10 protein-coding genes are annotated in these 20,115 nt (G+C 41.8%); 9 read left to right on the forward strand and 1 reads right to left on the reverse strand.

All coding sequences use genetic code 11. From position 1 onward, the window contains the following. Positions 1–517: 517 nt before the first annotated feature. From B5F25_RS10700 to B5F25_RS10740, 9 genes are all read left to right on the forward strand, one after another. Entirely contained in the window at positions 518–724 is a 207-nt protein-coding gene (locus B5F25_RS10700; RefSeq protein WP_087249514.1) for a hypothetical protein, read from the forward strand. Between the two features lie 18 nt (positions 725–742). After that, positions 743–2,035 carry a radical SAM protein gene (locus tag B5F25_RS10705; protein WP_087249516.1) on the forward strand — a complete coding sequence of 431 codons (1,293 nt, stop codon included), beginning with the start codon at positions 743–745 and terminating at the stop codon, positions 2,033–2,035. A 55-nt stretch (positions 2,036–2,090) separates the two neighbouring features. Beyond that, entirely contained in the window at positions 2,091–4,961 is a 2,871-nt protein-coding gene (locus B5F25_RS10710) for a hypothetical protein (RefSeq protein ID WP_087249517.1), read from the forward strand. A 15-nt stretch (positions 4,962–4,976) separates the two neighbouring features. Next, positions 4,977–7,172 (forward strand): peptidase domain-containing ABC transporter, encoded by a 2,196-nt coding sequence (locus B5F25_RS10715; protein ID WP_087249519.1) that lies wholly within the window; start codon positions 4,977–4,979, stop codon positions 7,170–7,172. Beyond that, positions 7,165–7,359 (forward strand): hypothetical protein, encoded by a 195-nt coding sequence (locus tag B5F25_RS10720; RefSeq protein ID WP_087249521.1) that lies wholly within the window; start codon positions 7,165–7,167, stop codon positions 7,357–7,359. Before B5F25_RS10715 ends, B5F25_RS10720 begins: the two co-directional genes overlap by 8 nt. Further along, complete coding sequence (locus B5F25_RS10725; protein WP_087249523.1) at positions 7,356–8,570, forward strand: glycosyltransferase; 1,215 nt, start codon at positions 7,356–7,358, stop codon at positions 8,568–8,570. Before B5F25_RS10720 ends, B5F25_RS10725 begins: the two co-directional genes overlap by 4 nt. Before the next feature lie 475 nt (positions 8,571–9,045). Beyond that, positions 9,046–12,363, forward strand: coding sequence for a TonB-dependent receptor (locus B5F25_RS10730; RefSeq protein WP_087249525.1), 3,318 nt, complete (start codon positions 9,046–9,048; stop codon positions 12,361–12,363). 20 nt (positions 12,364–12,383) lie between these two features. Next, positions 12,384–14,411 (forward strand): RagB/SusD family nutrient uptake outer membrane protein, encoded by a 2,028-nt coding sequence (locus B5F25_RS10735; RefSeq protein ID WP_087249527.1) that lies wholly within the window; start codon positions 12,384–12,386, stop codon positions 14,409–14,411. A 184-nt stretch (positions 14,412–14,595) separates the two neighbouring features. Continuing rightward, entirely contained in the window at positions 14,596–18,624 is a 4,029-nt protein-coding gene (locus tag B5F25_RS10740; RefSeq protein WP_087249529.1) for a hybrid sensor histidine kinase/response regulator transcription factor, read from the forward strand. Between the two features lie 126 nt (positions 18,625–18,750). Here B5F25_RS10740 and murF read toward each other — a convergent pair whose 3' ends face one another. After that, entirely contained in the window at positions 18,751–20,034 is a 1,284-nt protein-coding gene (gene murF / locus B5F25_RS10745) for a UDP-N-acetylmuramoyl-tripeptide--D-alanyl-D-alanine ligase (protein ID WP_087249531.1), read from the reverse strand. Between the last annotated feature and the right edge of the window lie 81 nt (positions 20,035–20,115).

Here is a 20,115-nt window from a genome sequence, read left to right on the forward strand (position 1 = left end):
AATGAATGTCCGCAATTAGCCAATTCGACTGAGTTGAAAATGCAGTAGTACTGCGTTTGCCGATGCAGTATATATTCGTAGGCGGATGCAGTATATATTCAACCGCGAATGCAGTATATATTCAACTGCGGATGCAGTATATATTCATTTTTTGAATATCCGCAAACATCCCAATGGATGGAAAGGAGTTAAAAGGAGTTATGCCCGCTTCGCTCACAGGAGTTAAACGCCAATAGTCCTGCTATGGTTTCCATTAGTAAAAGTATTGGCTTCTAACTCCCTTTAACTCCCTGAAATAACTCCTTATTGTTGAAATGCGGACATTCATATTCATTTTTTAGGGGTATGTATTGGATGAATGCGGACATTCATTTCCTATAATGTCTATTTAGATTCTTTGTATATGTAACCATCTGTTCATAAGCTCAAACTGTTAACAATCAATAAAAGTATACATTTGCAATGACAAGTTATAAATAAAAAACTATTTTTGCAATATAACTTTAACTATATAGCCATGGAAAAGAAAAAATTAAAGAAAATTCAACTGATTGAAGAACCTAAGAGTGAGGAACTTTTACGTGCGGAACTAGAAGAAGCATTAGGAGGATGGAATTGCGGGACTTATGAAGATGGATGGTGGAGTGACACATGCACTTCATTCCATAATGGTATATGTCAGGATGGCAGAAACGTAAATTTTTGTGGCTTATACACTTTTTAACCAACAATCTATCTGCCAATGCCTTTGAAATTATCCAAATACCATTACCTCTTTGAAAAAGAAGGGAATTACTTCCTTTATGCTCCGTTATCCAATAGTTTTGCAGAATTAGACAAGAGCGTATATGAAGTACTTCTCTCCGCCCAAAGAGGTAATGGGTTTCTAATGACTTTAGATGAAGAAATCAGCAATCAATTGCGTAAAATGAAAGTAATTGATGTGGATGACCGGTTAGAAATCAACAAAATCAAATCGAACCGATTATTACAAAGGTATAATCCTCATAAACTACTATTAACCATAAATCCGACTTTAGCCTGCAATTTTGCTTGTCCCTATTGCTTTGAGGCAACACACTCAAACATATTCATGAATGACCAAGTGGAAGACGCCATTCTTACATTTATTCAAACACACAAATCTGTAACCCAACTGCACGTTACATGGTTCGGCGGTGAACCGCTCTTAGCATTCGACAGAATAAAATCACTTTCTCAACGGATTCTGAATTTAGGCATAAAATATAGCGCAGGCATGATTACCAATGGATATTTATTGACGCCAGAAAAAATAAGTTTATTGGAAAAGCTTAAAATCAAATCTATTCAAATAACCATTGATGGAACAGAACAGACCCATAATGCCCGTCGATGCAGGAAAGACGGAGGTCCTACTTATCAAACTATCCTCAAAAACATAGAAGAGGCTCAAAAGCGCTCGCCTCAAACAGCTATCAGCATCCGGGTCAACATTGACCGTACAAATAGCAACGAATTTTTCGATGTCCTTGCTTATTTCCGTACTAAGAATTATCCGAATGTCTCCGTATATCCGGGATTTGTAAACGAAGTCCCTTCGAAAGAAGATAGAAACCATTGCGTATATGACAGCGATGCCATGGCTGCTTTTCTAAAAACAGCCTATCAAGACCACGGTTATTGCAGCCATCTTTTTTATCCTTCCAATTTTACACATACATGTGCCGTCAGAAATCTGAATGCCATTGTTATCGGTCCCTTAGGTGAACTTTACAAATGCTGGAATGATGTGGGTGATTTCAATCGCAGTTATGGCTATATTGACGGACGGATGACCCATGAAACCGTGCTGTATGAATACTTGGTTGAGGCGGATTATTTAAACTCCCCTCAATGCAATGCGTGTACGTTTTTTCCAGTATGCGATGGCGGCTGCCCAAACAGACGGATACAGAATGAGAAAGAAGACCGTCAGCAAGATACATGTTCCTTGTTTAAAGAACACATAGAGGATTTTTTAATGATGCACTATGCAATAAAAGCTCAACAATAGAAATGTTTTTAAGTATTTATTTGCCATGAAGCATGTTGTCGAATATCATTTTCTAATGAAGTGGAAGCTATGCATTTTGTTTTTTCTTCTTCCCTCGTTGGTCTTTGCTAAAGACAATATAACGGTTACAGGGAAAGTATTGGAAAGCCAAGGCTTTCATAATCCTGTTCCTTTTGCTACAATCAGGGTTTTAGAAGTTGCCGACAGCACGATTGTCGCCCTAGCGAGTGCCGACAAATATATATACGATGAATACATTACCGGATCCGACAATCAAAAAAGATATACGGGAGAGTTCAGCATCGATTTGCCGAGGGAAGAAGGGAAATACATTTTTGCCGTCAGCTCCATCGGGTACGAACCTGCCTTCATGAATGTGGATCTGACCCAGCTCGGCAAACGTGAATACCTGTTCCAATTGGGAACAATTTACCTTGCTACGGCTTCCAAACAATTGGATGAAGTGACGGTGAAAGCCTCGAAAGTGAAATTCTATAACAAAGGAGACACCTTGGTATATAATGCCGATGCCTTCAAGTTAGCGGAAGGCAGCATGCTCGATGCACTGATTCAACAAATGCCCGGTGTGGAACTGAAAGATGACGGAGGCATTTACGTGGGCGGCAAATACGTAGACGAACTGCTGCTGAACGGCAGACGGTTCTTTGATAACAACAAGCAACTGATGCTCCAGAACTTAGCCGCTTACACTGTAAAGAACATTGAAGTGTACAACAAACGGGGCATGGCAAGCGAATTGGCTGGAGCGGATTTAGGAGACAGCCAATATGTGATGGACGTGAAGCTGAAAAAGGAATTCATGGCAGGGAGTTCGATAAACATAGAAGGAGGTTATGGAAGTGAAGACCGTTATTTGGGCAGACTTTTCGCCATGATGTTCACACCCAAAGGGCAGTATGCAGCTTATTTCAATATCAATAACCTGAACGATAGCCGCAAACCCGGACAACAAACTTCTTGGACTCCCGAGAAAATGCCTACCGGAGTAAGAAAAACCATATCAGGGGGCTTTGATTACAATGTAAAGACGTTAGACAACCGTTGGGAGCTGAACGGAAACATCAATGGTGAGACAGCCCGCGAAACAGACGGTACAGACGTGGTACGCAACAACTACCTGGTGACAGGCTCTACGTATGATTACCAGTTCAACCGCTCGCGGAACAAATCGTGGTCACTGAACACCAAACACAAAATCTATTATAAAACACCCAAGGGATACGGTATTGCCGCCGAACCGTTCTTCAACTACCGGAACTGGGACAATTACAGCGAAGACATCAACGCCACTTTCAACGAATCGTTTAATAACGTAACAACCGATTTCGTCCGGCACATCTACGATGGAAACAGTAACGGTGCATTAAAAAGCTTGATAAACCGTAACCTGACGTTGAATAGGCAGGACGGGCATGCTTTATCCACAGGAATGAATCTTTGGCAAGGCATCCGGATGCCCGGAACTAATGACTTGCTGGTGGTAAATTTGATAGGGAAATATAATAACCGTCATGACGAGCGTTTCAACCGGTATGAAATCAATTACGGACAAGATGCCGTTCCTGCGCAAACTGTCAACCGGTACTTCAAGAACAATCCCGATTTCAATTCCAACTTAGCGGCGGAAGTCAGCTATTCGCGGACATTGGCAAGAAGCATGGTATTGACCCTTTCGTACCGCTACGACCATCTCTATCAAAAGGCGGCTTCCGACCTCTTCTTATTGGAATCGCTTGAATCGGCAGACGACTTCCTGTTCGGGAAAATGCCCTCCGTATTCGATTACGAAGCTTCCTTGGACCGGAACAACAGCTACCTGCGCCGGGAAACGGACAACAACCACCGGATAACCGTAGGATACAGCTATGCTACGCAAAACCTCCATATCCAATATAATTTGCCTGTCACGCTCAAACAACAACAATTAGATTACGAACGAGGAAGGACGGATACGGCTTTCACCCGCAAATCAGTCGTATTCGATATCGGAGAAGCATTATTCGACTGGCGTAAGGGCAACCACAGGCTTATTTGGTCATGGGGACTGAAAAGCCAAACGCCGGACTTGGTGACGATGGTCAACTTTACGGATGATACAGACCCGCTCTACATCACGAAAGGGAATCCGGACCTGAAGAACGCACTGCAGTTCAACACCCGCCTCCAATACCGATTGACAAACAGGGAAACAAGAAGCCGTATGGCGATAGAAGGACGCTACTCGGTATTGTCCAACGCCTTGTCGCAAGGTTATACATACGACACCCGCACGGGTATCCGCGAAGCAAGCTATTACAATGTGAACGGAAACTGGAGTGCGGGAGGCAGAATCGCCTATGGACAACCCATAGGGGGGGGGCTTATAAGCAACCTGTTTGCTGCCTTGCACACCACCAATGTTGACCTGGTAGGGCAAGACTCTCCCCAGCTAACGCGAAGCAAAATCTACAATTGGAACTTTTCCGATGAGTTCAGGGCGGAATACCGTTTCGGCAAACATCAAATAGGATTGAACGTAACTGCCCAGCACGACCGTTTCACCTCCAACCGGACAGACTTCTCGCAACAGAACACTTGGACGGTACAGTCGGGACTGAATGCCGTATTCGAACTTCCAGCCAACTTCCAATTAGCTACGGATTTTACGGTTTACAACCGGAGAGGGTATACCGACGCACGGCTCAATACCGACAACTTCGTATGGAACGCCCGCCTGACTTACCGTGCCTTGAAAGGCAAGCTGCTGCTGATGTTGGACGGTTATGACATCTTGCACGACTTAAGCAACGTGTCCTATACCATCAATGCACAGGCAAGGACAGAGACCTACCGTACGGTATTGCCCCGTTACGTGATGTTCCATGCGCAATGGCGGTTCAATAGCCAGCCGAAAGGAAAAAAATAAAGGAAAAGACAGGTCATGTTTCAGAAGTTTCATCTTATACGGCAACACGATTCTATGCAATGCGGGGCTGCATGCCTTGCCATGATTTGCTGTTATTATGGAAAAGTGTTGTCGTTGGAAGAAACTGAAGCATTTTGTCCAATAAGCAAACGTGGCGTTTCTTTATTAGGCATTTCCGAGGGAGGGCAAGATTTAGGTTTCCATACCCGTGCGGCACGGTTTACAGTTAACCAGATTTGTGAGATAGGATCTCCTTGTATTTTATATTGGAATCAAAACCATTTCGTTGTTTTATATAAAACGAAACGGAATCGGTTTTATGTCGCAGATCCCGGGAAAGGACTGTTAGTATATAATACTGAAACATTTAAAGAGCACTGGATTTCATCCGTAAAAAATGGCTTTGAACAAGGTATAGCTTTAACATTTCAACCGACTCAAAAATTTGTTAAGACATCCCGAATAAGAAAGGATGAGAACAAAAATCCGTTTAAGGTGATTACAGGATACTTGTCCCGTTACAAAAAGCATTTGGGGTTAATTGTAGCCGGTTTGTTTTTAGGCTGTATATTGCAGCTTCTTATGCCATTCCTTACCCAATGTATTGTTGATGTCGGCATAAAAAACCATAACCTTCATTTTATTTGGCTTGTCTTATTAGGAGAATTAGCTATTGTTATAGGGAAGACGGCAACAGATTTTATACGGCGTTGGTTGTTGACCCACATTTCTATTCGAGTAAATATATCCTTAATCAGCGATTTTTTTATTAAACTATTACGTTTGCCTATGGCCTTTTTTGAGGTGAAGCATATCGGTGACTTAGTACAACGCATGTCTGATAATTCACGCATCCAAACATTTTTAACAGAAAAAGTATTAAGCATTTTATTTACGATTCTCAGTTTCTTGGTATTTGGCTTCGTTCTTTTAGTCTATAATAAATTAATATTCCTCATTTTTATAATCAGTACATCATTTTATGCCGGATGGATTATGCTATTTCTAAAAAGAAGGAAAATGTTAGACATTGCATTATTTGAAAAACAAGTTGAAAAACAGAATAATACGTTTGAATTTCTAAACACTCTACAAGAAACTAAATTACAAGATTGCTGCCAACGCAGATGCTGGCTATGGGAAGATATTCAGACGGAATTATTTGAACTTCAATTAAAATCACTCAAATTACAACAAACGCAAGAAGCAGGAAGTATTTTTCTAAATGAACTGACAAACATTTTTATAACAATTATGTCAGCCAATGCAGTCATAGAAGGGAAGCTATCATTAGGATCGATGTTAGCTATTCAATATATTATCGGTCAGTTAAATTCACCTGTGATTCAATTTATTGGTTTCATCTATTCTTTTCAAGATTTAAAATTATCTTTAGAACGAATAAATGAAATTCAAGAAAAACCTGACGAAGATAATGTTTCTAAAGTAATTTTAGATGGAACCTTTTTCAAACAAGGTATCGTACTTTCTCAATTAAATTTCAAATATGACAAATGTGCCAGCACAAAAACATTAGATAACATAAATGCAATATTTCCAGCTCAAAAGGTTACGGCTATAGTAGGCTTGTCCGGTAGCGGAAAAACGACTTTACTAAAATTAATGTTAGGTTATTATCTGCATTATGAAGGACAAATTTATATAGAAGGAAGCGAGTTAAAAAAAGTGAATTTAAAATACTGGCGCAAACGATGTGGGATTGTAATGCAAGATGGGGTTATATTTTCTGAATCAATAGCTCGCAATATAGCAGTAAACGATGGAGAGATTGATACCCAACAACTGGTGAAGGCTGCCAAAATGGCTTGTATATATGATTTTATTCAATCATTGCCACTAAAATTTGAAACAGTGATAGGACGCAACGGAATTGGTATCAGCCAAGGTCAGAAGCAACGCATATTAATTGCACGTGCCATTTATCGTAATCCTGACTATATTTTTTTAGATGAAGCTACAAATTCTTTGGATACAGTAAATGAACACAAGATAGTAGAGAATCTTAAAACCTTTTTTAAAGACAAGACTGTAGTTATTATAGCCCATCGCTTAAGTACAGTTATGGACGCTGATAACATTCTCGTTATAGGACATGGACGTATTATAGAGTCAGGAACACATGAAAATTTAATAAAAATGCAAGGCCCATATTATTCCTTAGTAAAAAAACAGCTTCAATTAAATGAATAAAATAGAATTAAAAAGCAAGAATACCCGACGGATTATTGGTCCCATTCCCAATAAATTATTTATAAGTGGAGTTATTATTATGCTAATAATTACAATAGCTTTGGCACTTACTTTATTTTATTTGCCAAACCCTTTGAATGAAAATGAGAAAATAATTATGCTTATTATCAAATTTTTGAATTTATGAAAACATTATCAAAGCATTTTATAGCCAATAACAAAAATGGTATTGATGTATATTTATTAGAAGCGCATAACACTTCTTATTCTGGATATGACACATTCCGAAAAGAATTTTTAGACGGAATGAAACAATGGAATTTTCTTAATCTCCATGTTATCGTAGAAGATTCTCCGGAACAACAATTAGTAAAAAAGAAAGAAGAGAATATTACATATATTTATTTTCCTCGAATCAGAGAAAAAAGGTTTTCTATTTTAGAGCATTATATGAAAGAATGTATAAAGCCAACTAACAACATGATATTCATATCCAATTCTTTCCCTGCTATTTTTAACGTAAAAACAATTCGCAAGTTATTCCCCAAAGCTAAAATAATGCACATCGTACATGATTTGCCTTGGCTAACAATCTTCAATGGAAATGAAACTGCTTATATGAATTATATTCAAAGCGATGAAAATGAAATATTATCTCCACAAGAAGACAAATTTGTAAGATATTGTACTTATGATATTATTACTTCTTTCAGAGAAATAGATATGATAATAAGCCTCTGTCAATCAACTTATCAATTAATAACTGACTTTTATGAAATTCCTTCAAAAAAAGTGAGATTAATTGCTAATGGCATGAAAGATTATTCGATGCAATATCAAGAAAAAAAAAGTTATGCTATACGAAAAAAATACGGTTTGCCTAAAACTGAATTGCTCATACTACTTGTAGGTCGCCTAACGTATTCAAAAGGAGCAAATAAAATTGAAAAACTATTAGATCAAATAGCCCCTTCACTCAATTATAAACTAATATATGCTGGTTCGAGCGATATATACCAATGGATTTCTCCAAAGATGACTAAATCTGTTATACCATTAGGGTTTAAAAAACGTTCGGAAATGTTAGAACTTTACTCTATTACTCAATTAGGTTTATTCCCCTCTTATCATGAGCAATGTAGTTACGTTGGCATTGAATTTTTGATGCATGGAATACCTGTTATAGCTACATCTGCTTATGGAGTAAGAGACATGTTCCATCCAGATAACGCCTTTATTGTTTCCAATACTATAAAGCCAATAACTGTAGAAGCTATTAAAAGTAAACGCAATCACGCAAGAAAAACCTATCTAAAGAATTATACAAATATAAATATGTGCAAACAATATGCTTCGCTAATTATAGAATTGACTTCTTTCTCAATGGGTGGAATGTAGTTAAGAAAATTAAAATGTAGAGATATAATCATGAGCCCTTTCTGTAGATATATTTCTGTATCGCTAATGATTTGTCAATAGGGCAGCATAAAAAATGCAATAGTACTCTTACCAAGTAAGTATATATCGCAAACTAATGCAGTATATCTTCGTTTTCTGTGGATATGTATCAAAGATATATATATCGGCTGAATAGTGCATTAATTCGGCATTTACAGTTTTTCCATCAAGAATGCTTAGTTCTTTACTATTTATGCTTAGTTTTTATGCTTATTATTGCTTGTAAGACTTGTATGCAGTTTTTTCAGGTGAGCTTCTAAAAAGCGATATTGATGAATTTCTTTCTTTTTTGACTAATTTTTCTATTTTATTTTTTAAATTAAACTATTATATTTGCACCATTCGATTAAGTAAAAACACTTGATGGGATAAGTATTTATATAATAAATATGTTTAACTTAAATCTGAAAAACAAATGGGAGATTCGTTTATCAACAATCGAAAAGCCTTGTTTGCTTTACTGGTGTGTGCAGGTTTTATTGCTGGTCATCCTTTGACGGCAATGGCTGAACCGGCTGCTGCCGTAAGCCAACAGCAAACGAACGAAGTGAGCGGTATCGTTCGGGACGCAACAGGAGAAGCTGTCATCGGTGCAAGTGTAGTAGAAAAAGGTACAAATAATGGTATCATTACCGATTTGGACGGAAAGTTTACTTTAAAAGTAAAAAGCGGCGCTGTATTGGAAATATCTTTTATAGGATACAAGACACAGACCGTAGAGGCTGTTCCGGGCAAAACACTTCAAATCACGTTGCAGGAAGACTCTGAAACGCTGGAAGAAGTGGTGGTAGTAGGTTACGGTTCGATGCGCAAGAAAGACTTGACCGGTTCGGTGGTGCAAATTAATCCGACCAAGCTTGCCGACCAGAATCCTTCTACCGTGCAGGATGTATTGCGCGGCACGCCGGGTCTGCAAATTGGCTATGATGCTTCTGCCAAGAGCAGCCCAAGTATCCAGTTGCGTGGTCAGAACTCATTGGGAACGAATGCCAGCCCGATGATTGTATTGGACGGCATGCCTTTCTTCGGTGAACTATCGGAAATCAATCCGGATGATATCGGTCAGATTGATGTTCTGAAAGACGCTTCTTCGGCTGCCATCTACGGTGCAAAAGCAGCTGCCGGCGTTATTATCATTACGACTAAAAAAGGTAAAGTAGGCAAGCCGGTTATCAATGTCAGTGCCAATCTTGCCGTAAATAACAAATCGGCTTACCGTGACTATTACGACGCTGCCGGTTACATGAAATACCGTGAGGACTGGTATAAGATGTATTATACCTATGGACAAGGTGAAGACGGACTATACGGTTATTACCAAGCTAAAGACGGAAATGGCAACCTGGCTTATCCGGCAGGATATTTTGATAATCCGATGGGTCTGAGTTCAGCAGACCAAAATGCATGGGCAAGCAATACGGGAACAGCCGGATTCGGATTTTCAGAGGTAGACAATGGTTCTGTTCTGAGCCTGTATGCACGCCGCTTAGGTCTGGATATCGCTCCTTTGGCATATCAGAATTTTTTGGCAGGGAGGGTAACCGACTGGAATGACGCTACGTTCCGCACCGGTTTGAACCAGGATTATAATGCCAGCATTTCGGGGGCTACCGAAAAGGTGAATTATTATATGTCGCTTGGATATATGAAAAATGAAGGTGCCGTACAAGGCAATGACTACAATGCCTACCGTGCCAACATGAAAGTAAACGCCAAGATTACCGATTGGCTGGAAATCGGTGCCAACGTCAATTTCCAAGACCGTTCGGACGGTGATATCCAAGTATCTTTAGGCAGCGATTATTGGGATAGCAACATGCTTCGCAACTCTCCATACGCTTCGATGTATGACGAAGAAGGCGGTTACGAGCAATACCCTATGTCGGGAGTTGCCATGAACGGGGGATACAACTATTACCATTATCGCCAATATTATGATTTGGAAAAAGGCTATACGGTATTGAACACCATCTTCAATGCCAAAGTAACCTTGCCGTTCGGCATTACTTACCAGTTTAATATTTCACCTCGCTACCAATGGTTCTATAACCGTTACTGGATGTCGGCAGACCTGCCCGATGCTTCAGCTTCCAGCCGGGGCGTAGACCGTGAATGGAGTAAAAATTTCGACTGGAACCTGAACAATACCTTGACGTGGGACAAGACGTTCGGTGACCATCATTTCACTTTGACGTTGGTGCAAGAAGCCGAAGATCACAAATATTGGCAAGACCGCATCGAAGCCCGTAACATCACACCGACCGATGCACTTGGTTTCCACTATACTTCAGGTGCCAATAAAGAACAAAGTAATTTTAGTACAAACGACTATCACTACTCGGCAGCTTCCTATTTAGGACGTTTGTTCTATGGATTTAAAGACCGCTATATGATTACCGGATCGTTCCGCCGCGACGGTTTTTCTGGTTTCGGTGAAAATAACAAATGGGGTAATTTCTATTCATTAGGTACCAGCTGGATCTTTACGGAAGAAAAATTCATGGAAGGAACGAAAGAATGGTGGGACATGGGTAAACTCCGTCTTTCTTGGGGTACAAACGGTAACCGTGATTTCAGTGACAATGATCATCCTGAAGGTTGGTATAGGACCTTGGCAAACTTGGCTTTGGCTGGTGGTGAAATGGTGTATTATCAAAATGGTAATTCTGTTATTGTCAATCCGCTTTATATGAGCCGCCTTGCCGCTCCTAATCTGCAATGGGAACAGACTAAAGCATGGAACGTCGGACTTGACCTTTCGTTTTTTGGAGGTCGGCTGACTGCTAACATGGATTACTATTTCAAGAAGACTACAGACATGATTATGAGCCAGCGTCTGCCGAACTTCTCTGGTTTTAGCGACATTATGGCAAACTTGGGTGAAGTGCAGAACCAAGGTTTCGAAATCGCCGTCAATTCGACCAACATCGAGAACGACAAGTTCGTTTGGAACACCTCGGTAGGCTTCTCCATCAACAAGAACAAGATCAACCACATCTATTATACGTATGACGAAAACGGTAACGAACTGGACGATACTTCAAACAAATGGTATATCGGACAACCTGTCGGTACCATCTGGGATTATGAGACTGACGGTGTATGGCAGAATACGCCCGAAGACATTGCCGCAGCTGCTTTGGTTGGTCAGAAGCCTGGTGACCCGAAGGTAATCAACCACTATACGGAAGACGACCAGATAGCGGAAGACGGTACCCGTATCCCGGTGTATAACGATAACGATAAAGTATATCAAGGCACCACCACTCCTCCTATTTACTGGAATTTCCGCAACGACTTTACCTTGTGGAAAGACTTGACTCTCTCTATTTCGTTCTATTCGTACATGGGACACAAGAGTTCGAACGGTTATTGGCTGAATATCGATAACGGTGGTTCGCAAATCATCAATGCATTCAATTTGCCGGAAAAGGAATACTGGACTCCCGAAAATCCGACCAATGACTATTGCCGTTTGGAAGCTACAGGACCTAACACCGGATTGTCTGGAGGAGTAAATAAGGTATATAATCGTAGCTTTGTCCGTTTGGATGACATCACTATCGGTTATACCATTCCGAAGAAATGGACCCGCAAGTTCATGGTAGACCGTATCCGTGTAACGGCAAGCTGTAAGAATGTATGTACAATCAGCGGATGGGAATATGGAGACCCGGAGACGGGTGGGCTGGCTACGCGTACCTTTAACTTTGGTATTAATGTAACACTTTAATCTTTAAATGGAAAACAGTTATGAAAAAAAGAAATTCGATATTTGCAAAGGGATGTATGGTGCTGGCATCTGTCGCCTTGCTGAACACCGGATGCTCTGACGACTTTTTGGCACAAGACCCCTTGTCATTCTACAATCCGGAAAACACCTACACCACCGAAGCCGGCTTGCAAGCCGCTATGGCGATGTGTGACTACAGCTTGAAAGAAATGCTGCTTGACGGCAACGAAAATATGCTCCCTATCGCCTCTACCTATTTTATGAGTGATATCGGCCTGTACGGGAAAACAGACGGAGGAGGCGGTATTATGGATGACGTAGCCAACAAAATCACTCCGACTTCAGGTATGGCAGATGGTGGTGACTCGAATGCCATGCAACGCATTTGGAACCGTACGTGGAACAGTGTGACTTTTGCCAATACCATCATTTCAAATGTAGATAATGTGGAAGGCTTGGATCCGACCCTGCGCGATGAATATTTAGGGCGTGCTTATTTCCATCGTGCGTATGCTTACTATCACGGTGTATTGTTGTTTGGTGACATACCTTTGATTACAAAAGTGATTGAAGTGCCTAAACAAAACTACAAATCGACCAGTAAGGAAGCCATTTTCCAAATGTTGGTACACGACCTGGAGTTTGCCGTAGAGCATGTGCCGCCACAAAGCGAAATCGGCTATGTAGGTACCGTCAATCAGGAAGCCTGCATGCAACTGCTTATCAAGTGTTATCTGGTAGTAGGCGAATACCAAAAAGCAGAACAGATGGCAACCGATTTGATTAGCAACCATGGTTTGCGACTGATGACTCAACCGTTCGGAACCTTTGTTCAATCAGGAAATTCAGATACATGGACAGTAGAACGGAATGTGATTTGGGACTTGCATCGTGGAGAAAATATGCCTATAGCAGAAAATACGGAGACTATTATGCCGATTCTGAATTATAATTCGCAAGGCTTCATTTTGTATGACGTGATGCGTACGACGTGTGTACATTGGAGCAACAGTGCGATTATGGACCCGCATGGTCTGACAGCACCCACCTTCAACTATGCACGTACAGCGGCTGAATATGACAGTAATTTGGATTGGGTACGTGCCATTGGGCGTGGTATTGGTTGTTTCCGTACTTCTTACCATTATAACCAGACCATCTGGAATTATGATGGTGAAACCGACTGGCAAGACTTGCGCCACAACCGCACGACAGGAAACTGGTTAGAAATGACCGACTTGAAATACAATAATCCGAATTCAGCCTATTATGGGAAAAACATGATGTTGTATGCACCGGAAGATTACCGTGACCCTGAAACTAACGAGTTGCTCATCACAAAAGGTCAATTGTTGTGCTTGGACACCATCCGCAGCTGGTATCCGATACCTTTATATAAAGTATATATCCTTGACCAGGCTGCTGAAGAAAGCATGAGTTCGAATGACTTTAGAGGTGCCCGTTTGGGGGGAACTTGTTCGAATGGCAATATGTACCTGTTCCGCTTGGCGGAAACCTACCTGCTTCGTGCCGAAGCCAAGTTCTATCAGGGACGTGCTGCTGAAGCTGCCGAAGACGTTAACGTCATCCGCCGCCGTGCCAACGCACAGAAGATGTTCACTACCGTTACCATTGGTGACATTGCCGATGAACGTGCCCGTGAACTTTATCTGGAAGAATGGCGTCAGCCAGAGCTGACCCGTATCTCGTGGTGCCTTGCCCGCAGCGGACAACCGGATGAATGGGGCGAGACTTACGACCTCAACACTTGGGACAAACAGAGCGGAACTGACCTGAACGGTGGAAGTTATTGGTTTAAACGTTGTACACGCTACAGTTTATTTAATCATGGCCCGATCTTTTCAAGCGTAACGTTGAATTATCAGGTAGATAAGCACAACCTGTTCTGGCCTGTCCCGAACTCGGCTATTACTGCTAATATTTACGCTCCGTTGCGTCAGAATTACGGTTATGATGGTTATGACGATTCGGTTCCGATGTTTACCAACTGGGAAGAGGCGGTTGCCGATGAAGAAACGACAAATTAAACAGTTTCTCAAAATATCAATATCACAACGAGTTTTCAGTAGGTAAAATGTGGGGCAATCACTGGTCTTTTTCAATCGGTTGGTTGTCCCGCATCTTTGTGATAATCATGCGATTCAGGTGTGCTTTTTTATGGATACTCCGCAAACTTGGATAATACGCATTTTGTACAGAAATCGGTTTATTATGATAAGACGTATCGTTGCACTTATATTACTGTCTGGGCTAATAGGTTCGTTGTCAGTTTCGGCTCAGCGTGAATTTACATTCAAACGCTTGAATGCTGCCAATGGCATATCGAGCAATTATGTGGTCGATCTGGCGCAAGACAAAGCAGGTAATATCTGGATTGCTTCCGAATCGGGACTAAGCCGGTTCGATGGAAGCCAGTTTACACAATATAATACTTCCAATTCGGATATTACCAGTAATGAGCTGAATGCCATTTACTACAATGCATACGATAATACGCTTTGGGTAGGGACCCAACGCGACGGATTGTGTGTATTTGACTGCCTGCAGCAACGGTTTACGCATTTCTATGATGCCAATAACATGATAACCAATGATGTGACCAATATCGTTCCTGCTACCGATGGAGGATTATGGATTGTACACTATCATTTGGGAGTAGATTATTATGATAATCGGAAACAGTCTTTTACATCTTTTCGCACCAAAGATGTAAAGGGATTGGAAGGCAATTTCTGGTGCGCAGCCGATAATGGGAAAGGTCAGTTGCTGGTAGGACAACATGCAGATGGGTTGAGTGTGATTGACCTGAAAACACGTACTTGTAAAAACTACCGTCACAATCCGGATGACCCGAACAGCCTGCCGGGCAATACGGTGAAATGTATCTATATTGATAAAGGAAAAAATATTTGGGTAGGCACCACGCAGGGGCTTGCCTTGTTTAACATAGAACAGGAACGTTTCATATCGTTCCGTCACAATGAGAATGACCCGCATTCGCTTATATCCAACCAAATCAATAGCATAGGGGAAGACTTGGACGGGAATATCTGGATTTGTACTCATATGGGGGGTGTCAGCATGCTGAATATGCATGCCAACACCTTTACTTCGCCCGAGAATATGACATTTTGCAACATTGGTGTGACCGGTGACTTGCATGGACTTTCTTCACCCAATGCCAGTTGTTTCCTGCAAGACTGCTTCGGGAATATCTGGATTGGAAATTATCGGGGAGGGCTGGATTTCCTGAGTTATAAGCGTCCCGATTTCCAGATGCTGGCGTTTGATACTTCCCGCGACGGAAAGGCGGTTGGCAAACAGGTCTGGGGAATTGCCTTTGATAATCGTGGCAGGCTTTGGGCAGGAGGCGAAAATGAAGTGGCTATATTTCAGAATCGCAGCCTTTGGAAAGTAATCCCGCTGGAAAAAGGAATCATGCCTTATACGCATGTATCTGTTATTTATAAAGACAGGAGCGGAATGTTGTGGTTCGGCATGTACCGTGACGGAGTGTTGAGGTGTGACCCGAATACAGGTACGGTTACGCGTATACCGATAAATGAGCCTTATGCCGAGATATGTACTTTTTACGAAGATGCTGACAAGCTTTGGATAGGCACTCAAAACGGATTGTTCTCGTGCCAGAATGATAAAATCCGGCGGGAGGACCGTATCAACGGGCAGCTTGTTGACCCTATGGTGCATGGCATTTTAAGAGACCGGCAAGGAAAACTTTGGGTAGGTACTTTCGGAAAGGGCTTTTTCATATTTAATGCTGAAAATAAACTGGTAAAGCGGATAGATACCTCCGGCGGACTGACTTCTAATGCCATAAATTATCTTTATCAGGCTTCTGAGGGGGATATATGGGCTGCTACGCGTGGCGGATTGGTACATATTACCGATACAAAGACTTACAGCTTTCAAGTATTCGGTACCTCCCAGGGATTGCCGGACAACAATGTAAGAAGCATCATAGAAGATGATGCAGGACAAATCTGGTTAAGTACGAATAAGGGAATCTCGGTGTGGAAAAACGACAGGGGGCAATTCTGTAACTATACTTACACGCAAGGGGTGCCCCAGGGTGATTTTATGGATGGTGCTGTGGGCAAAGATAAGGATGGAAATCTTTATTTTGGTTCACAGAACGGCATTTGCTATTTCCATCCGTCCTTGATTGAAGACAATGAACAAATCGCTTCTATCAAGATAACGGGCGTACGAAGCTATGGCGACAATGCCCAAAACGAACAAAACGCTACTTTTGAACCCATTGAAGACAATGAAGTGAGAATTCCTTATAACAGCAATACCCTCACTCTGTCGTTTAATGTGATGGACTTTACCCAAAGCCAGCAGGTGGAATATGCTTACCTGATGGAAGGGCTTAACAAAACATGGTTTGAGACACATAGCCAGAACAGCATTACATTCCATAGCCTCTTGCCTGGTGAATATGTGTTTAAAGTTAAGGCGCGTCTTCCCAATCAACCTTTTGGAGATGATTTTGCTGCGGTGAAGATTGTGGTAACTCCTCCGTTCTGGCTGACCTGGTATGCCAAGTTATTATATGTTGTTCTTGTGGGGTGTTTCTGTTATTGGCTGATGCGTTCATACAAGCGGAAACTTACTCTTGAGAGCAAGCTCAGCCTGGAGCATCATCAGCATGAAAATGACAAGAAGCTGAATAACGAACGATTGCGGTTTTATACCAACATAACCCATGAGCTGCGTACACCACTTACACTGATTCTCGGGCCGCTGGAAGACTTGCTTGCCGACAAGACGCTTCCGGCTGGAGTTGTCAATAAAATCAGTATTATTCACGATAATGCCAACCGTCTTTTGAATCTTATCAATCAGATTCTGGAATTCCGGAAAACGGAAACAGAGAACCGGAAGTTGAAAGTGGCACAGGATGATTTGGGCAAACTGGTCCAGGAAATAGGCATCAAGTATAAAGAATTGAATCGTAATCCGAATGTCGGCATCAATATCCGGATTACGGCTGACAATACAGTGATTTATTATGATAGTGAAATTATCACAATTATTATAGATAACTTGATGTCGAACGCTTTGAAATATACTCCTAAAGGAGAAATTACTTTGTCACTCGATGCAAGCGAGGAAAACGGTGTGCGCTATACGGAGATTACGGTGGCTGATACCGGGCATGGCATTTCGAAGGAATCACTGAATCATATATTCGAACGTTATTACCAGGGAGAGGGAAAATACCAGGCTTCCGGCTCGGGTATTGGGCTTTCGCTCGTCAAGTCGCTTGCTGATTTACATCAGGCAACTGTCGATGTACAAAGTGAAGTGGATAAAGGAAGCCGGTTTACCCTCAGGCTGTTGACCGAAAACACGTATCCTAATACCAGTCATCGGAGTATCGTGACCCGAAACAGAAACGAACAGACAGAGTTGGCGGATGCACGGAGTGAGACAAAACCCATTATTCTGCTGGTAGAAGACAACCGGGATATCTGTGAATACATCCGCAGTTCGTTTGGTGAGAAATATGAGGTGTTGGTTGCTAACGATGGAAAAGAGGGATGGGATATTGCTTCGAACCGGATACCCAATATCATTGTGTCTGACATTATGATGCCGGTGATGGATGGCATCGAGCTTTGTAAGGCAGTGAAAGAAGATATGCGTACCAGCCATATACCGGTTATTTTGCTGACGGCAAAAGATACGATTCAGGATAAAGAGGAAGGATATGCAGCCGGTGCCGATTCATTTATCACCAAACCGTTTAGCGCCCGTTTGCTCAACAGCCGTATAGACAATATCCTGGATAACCGTAAGAAACTGGCAAAGGTTATCATTGCTGGATTGAAAACAGAAGATGAACCGGAAAATGCTGGAGAACCGGAACAAAAGCTGAGTAATCTGGATAAAGAGTTTCTGCAAAAAGTTACGGCTATCGTGGAAGAACACTTGAATATGGAAAAAATGGATTTGGCTTTCATTGCGGATAAGATGTGTATGAGCCATTCTACTCTTTATCGGAAAATCAAAGGTCTGACCGAAATGTCTGCCAATGAATTTGTCCGCAAAATCAAGATACGGAAAAGCCTGGAACTTATCAGTGATGGAGGATATTCCATCGCTGAAATAGCAGATTTGACCGGATTTAGTAGTGTGGCTTATTTCCGTCAATGCTTCAAGGACGAATATGGAGTGACTCCTACCGAATACTTAAAGCAGGACAAGAGATAAAACCGTTTCAGAAAGCCGGCATTTAGCCATCAATGAGTTAAAAGGGAGTTAGAAATATTGGCTCTAACTCCCTATAACTCCTGATTCACATGATTCAGGTTTTGCAGGTTAATGGCGGTTGAGCAATTATAAATAATCGGGAATCTGGCTCAATTTCATACTGTTGGAACCTTTTATTAAAATGGTGTATCCTTCGGGCTTTTCCTGCTTCAAGGTTTCGATAAGTTGGTATACATCTTGATAATGTTCGTATCCGGAAGGTATAGCCGCAAATTCAGGACCCACCAGTACGATTCGCTCGAAAGGGCATGTCTTTAAATAGGTTATTACTTTTTGATGTTCCTCAATACTGGATTTGCCCAACTCTTTCATATCGCCCAAAATAACCATCCTGTGGGGAACTTGCATCTGCCGGAAATTTTCCAGTGCAGCGTGCATGCTGGTAGGGTTGGCATTATAGGCATCAATGATGAGGCGGTTTGAAGCGGTTTCTTTCAGTTCTGAACGGTTGTTTTGGGGAAGATAAGAGGCGATAGCCTTGCAAATATCTGTATCGGGAACTCCGAAATAACGTCCTATTGCTACTGCTGCCAATGCATTGTCCAGGTTATAGCTACCTATTAAATGGGTTTGTACTTCGTGTGAAATACCTTCCGATGTCCAGCAGAAAGAAAGATACGGAGAACACCCTGTTGTCTTTCCGCTTACAAACAGACCTGGGGTCTGTCCGTAACGTATGCAATGCAGTTGGCTGGCAATGTTGTTCAGATAAGGGTTCTCGTTTTGGATGAAGATGGTCGACCCGCTTTTCCCGCGTAAATAATCGTATAATTCTCCTTTTGTACGGATAACCCCTTCGAATGAGCCAAACCCCAATAAATGTGCCTTGCCTACATTGGTAATCAGTCCGTAGTCGGGTTCGGCTATATGTACCAAGGTCTTGATTTCTCCCGGATGATTGGCTCCCATCTCTACTACTGCCATTTCATGTTGGGGAGTAAGGCGCAATAAAGTCAGCGGAACTCCGATATGATTGTTCAGGTTTCCTTGAGTGAACAGGGTGTTGTATTTGCAACTCAGTACAGCAGATACCAATTCCTTGGTTGTGGTCTTTCCGTTTGTTCCGGTGATACCGAGTATCGGCGTTTTGAGTTGACGGCGGTGGTAGGTAGCCAAGCGTTGCAAGGTTGTCAGGCAATTGTCTACCAGGATACAATGTTCGCCTGCATATTCCGGTTCGTCTACTACGGCATAGCGGCACCCTTGTGCCAATGCCTGCGCTGCAAAGGCATTGCCGTTGAATGTTTCTCCTTTCAGGGCTACGAACATACTTCCTTGTGGGCAATGACGGCTGTCTGTCGTAATTCCTTTGCATGTCAGAAAAAGGCTATACAATTCTTCCAGTTCCATTTTTCTTTGTAATTAGATAATTTGATATCCGCATTTAGTCCAATTTGCTGTAGGAGCGTATTGCGGATATTCATTTAGATA

Origin of the sequence: Bacteroides sp. An19 (assembly GCF_002160215.1) — a bacterium.
Lineage (GTDB): Bacteria > Bacteroidota > Bacteroidia > Bacteroidales > Bacteroidaceae > Phocaeicola > Phocaeicola intestinalis.

Excerpts from the sequence above, each read along its gene's own strand:
- B5F25_RS10700 (WP_087249514.1), top strand. The coding sequence starts at position 518 with ATGGAAAAGAAAAAATTAAAGAAAATTCAACTGATTGAAGAACCTAAG.
- B5F25_RS10705 (WP_087249516.1), top strand. The coding sequence starts at position 743 with ATGCCTTTGAAATTATCCAAATACCATTACCTCTTTGAAAAAGAAGGG.
- B5F25_RS10710 (WP_087249517.1), top strand. The coding sequence starts at position 2,091 with ATGAAGTGGAAGCTATGCATTTTGTTTTTTCTTCTTCCCTCGTTGGTC.
- B5F25_RS10715 (WP_087249519.1), top strand. The coding sequence starts at position 4,977 with ATGTTTCAGAAGTTTCATCTTATACGGCAACACGATTCTATGCAATGC.
- B5F25_RS10720 (WP_087249521.1), top strand. The coding sequence starts at position 7,165 with ATGAATAAAATAGAATTAAAAAGCAAGAATACCCGACGGATTATTGGT.
- B5F25_RS10725 (WP_087249523.1), top strand. The coding sequence starts at position 7,356 with ATGAAAACATTATCAAAGCATTTTATAGCCAATAACAAAAATGGTATT.
- B5F25_RS10730 (WP_087249525.1), top strand. The coding sequence starts at position 9,046 with ATGGGAGATTCGTTTATCAACAATCGAAAAGCCTTGTTTGCTTTACTG.
- B5F25_RS10735 (WP_087249527.1), top strand. The coding sequence starts at position 12,384 with ATGAAAAAAAGAAATTCGATATTTGCAAAGGGATGTATGGTGCTGGCA.
- B5F25_RS10740 (WP_087249529.1), top strand. The coding sequence starts at position 14,596 with ATGATAAGACGTATCGTTGCACTTATATTACTGTCTGGGCTAATAGGT.
- murF (WP_087249531.1), bottom strand. The coding sequence starts at position 20,034 with ATGGAACTGGAAGAATTGTATAGCCTTTTTCTGACATGCAAAGGAATT.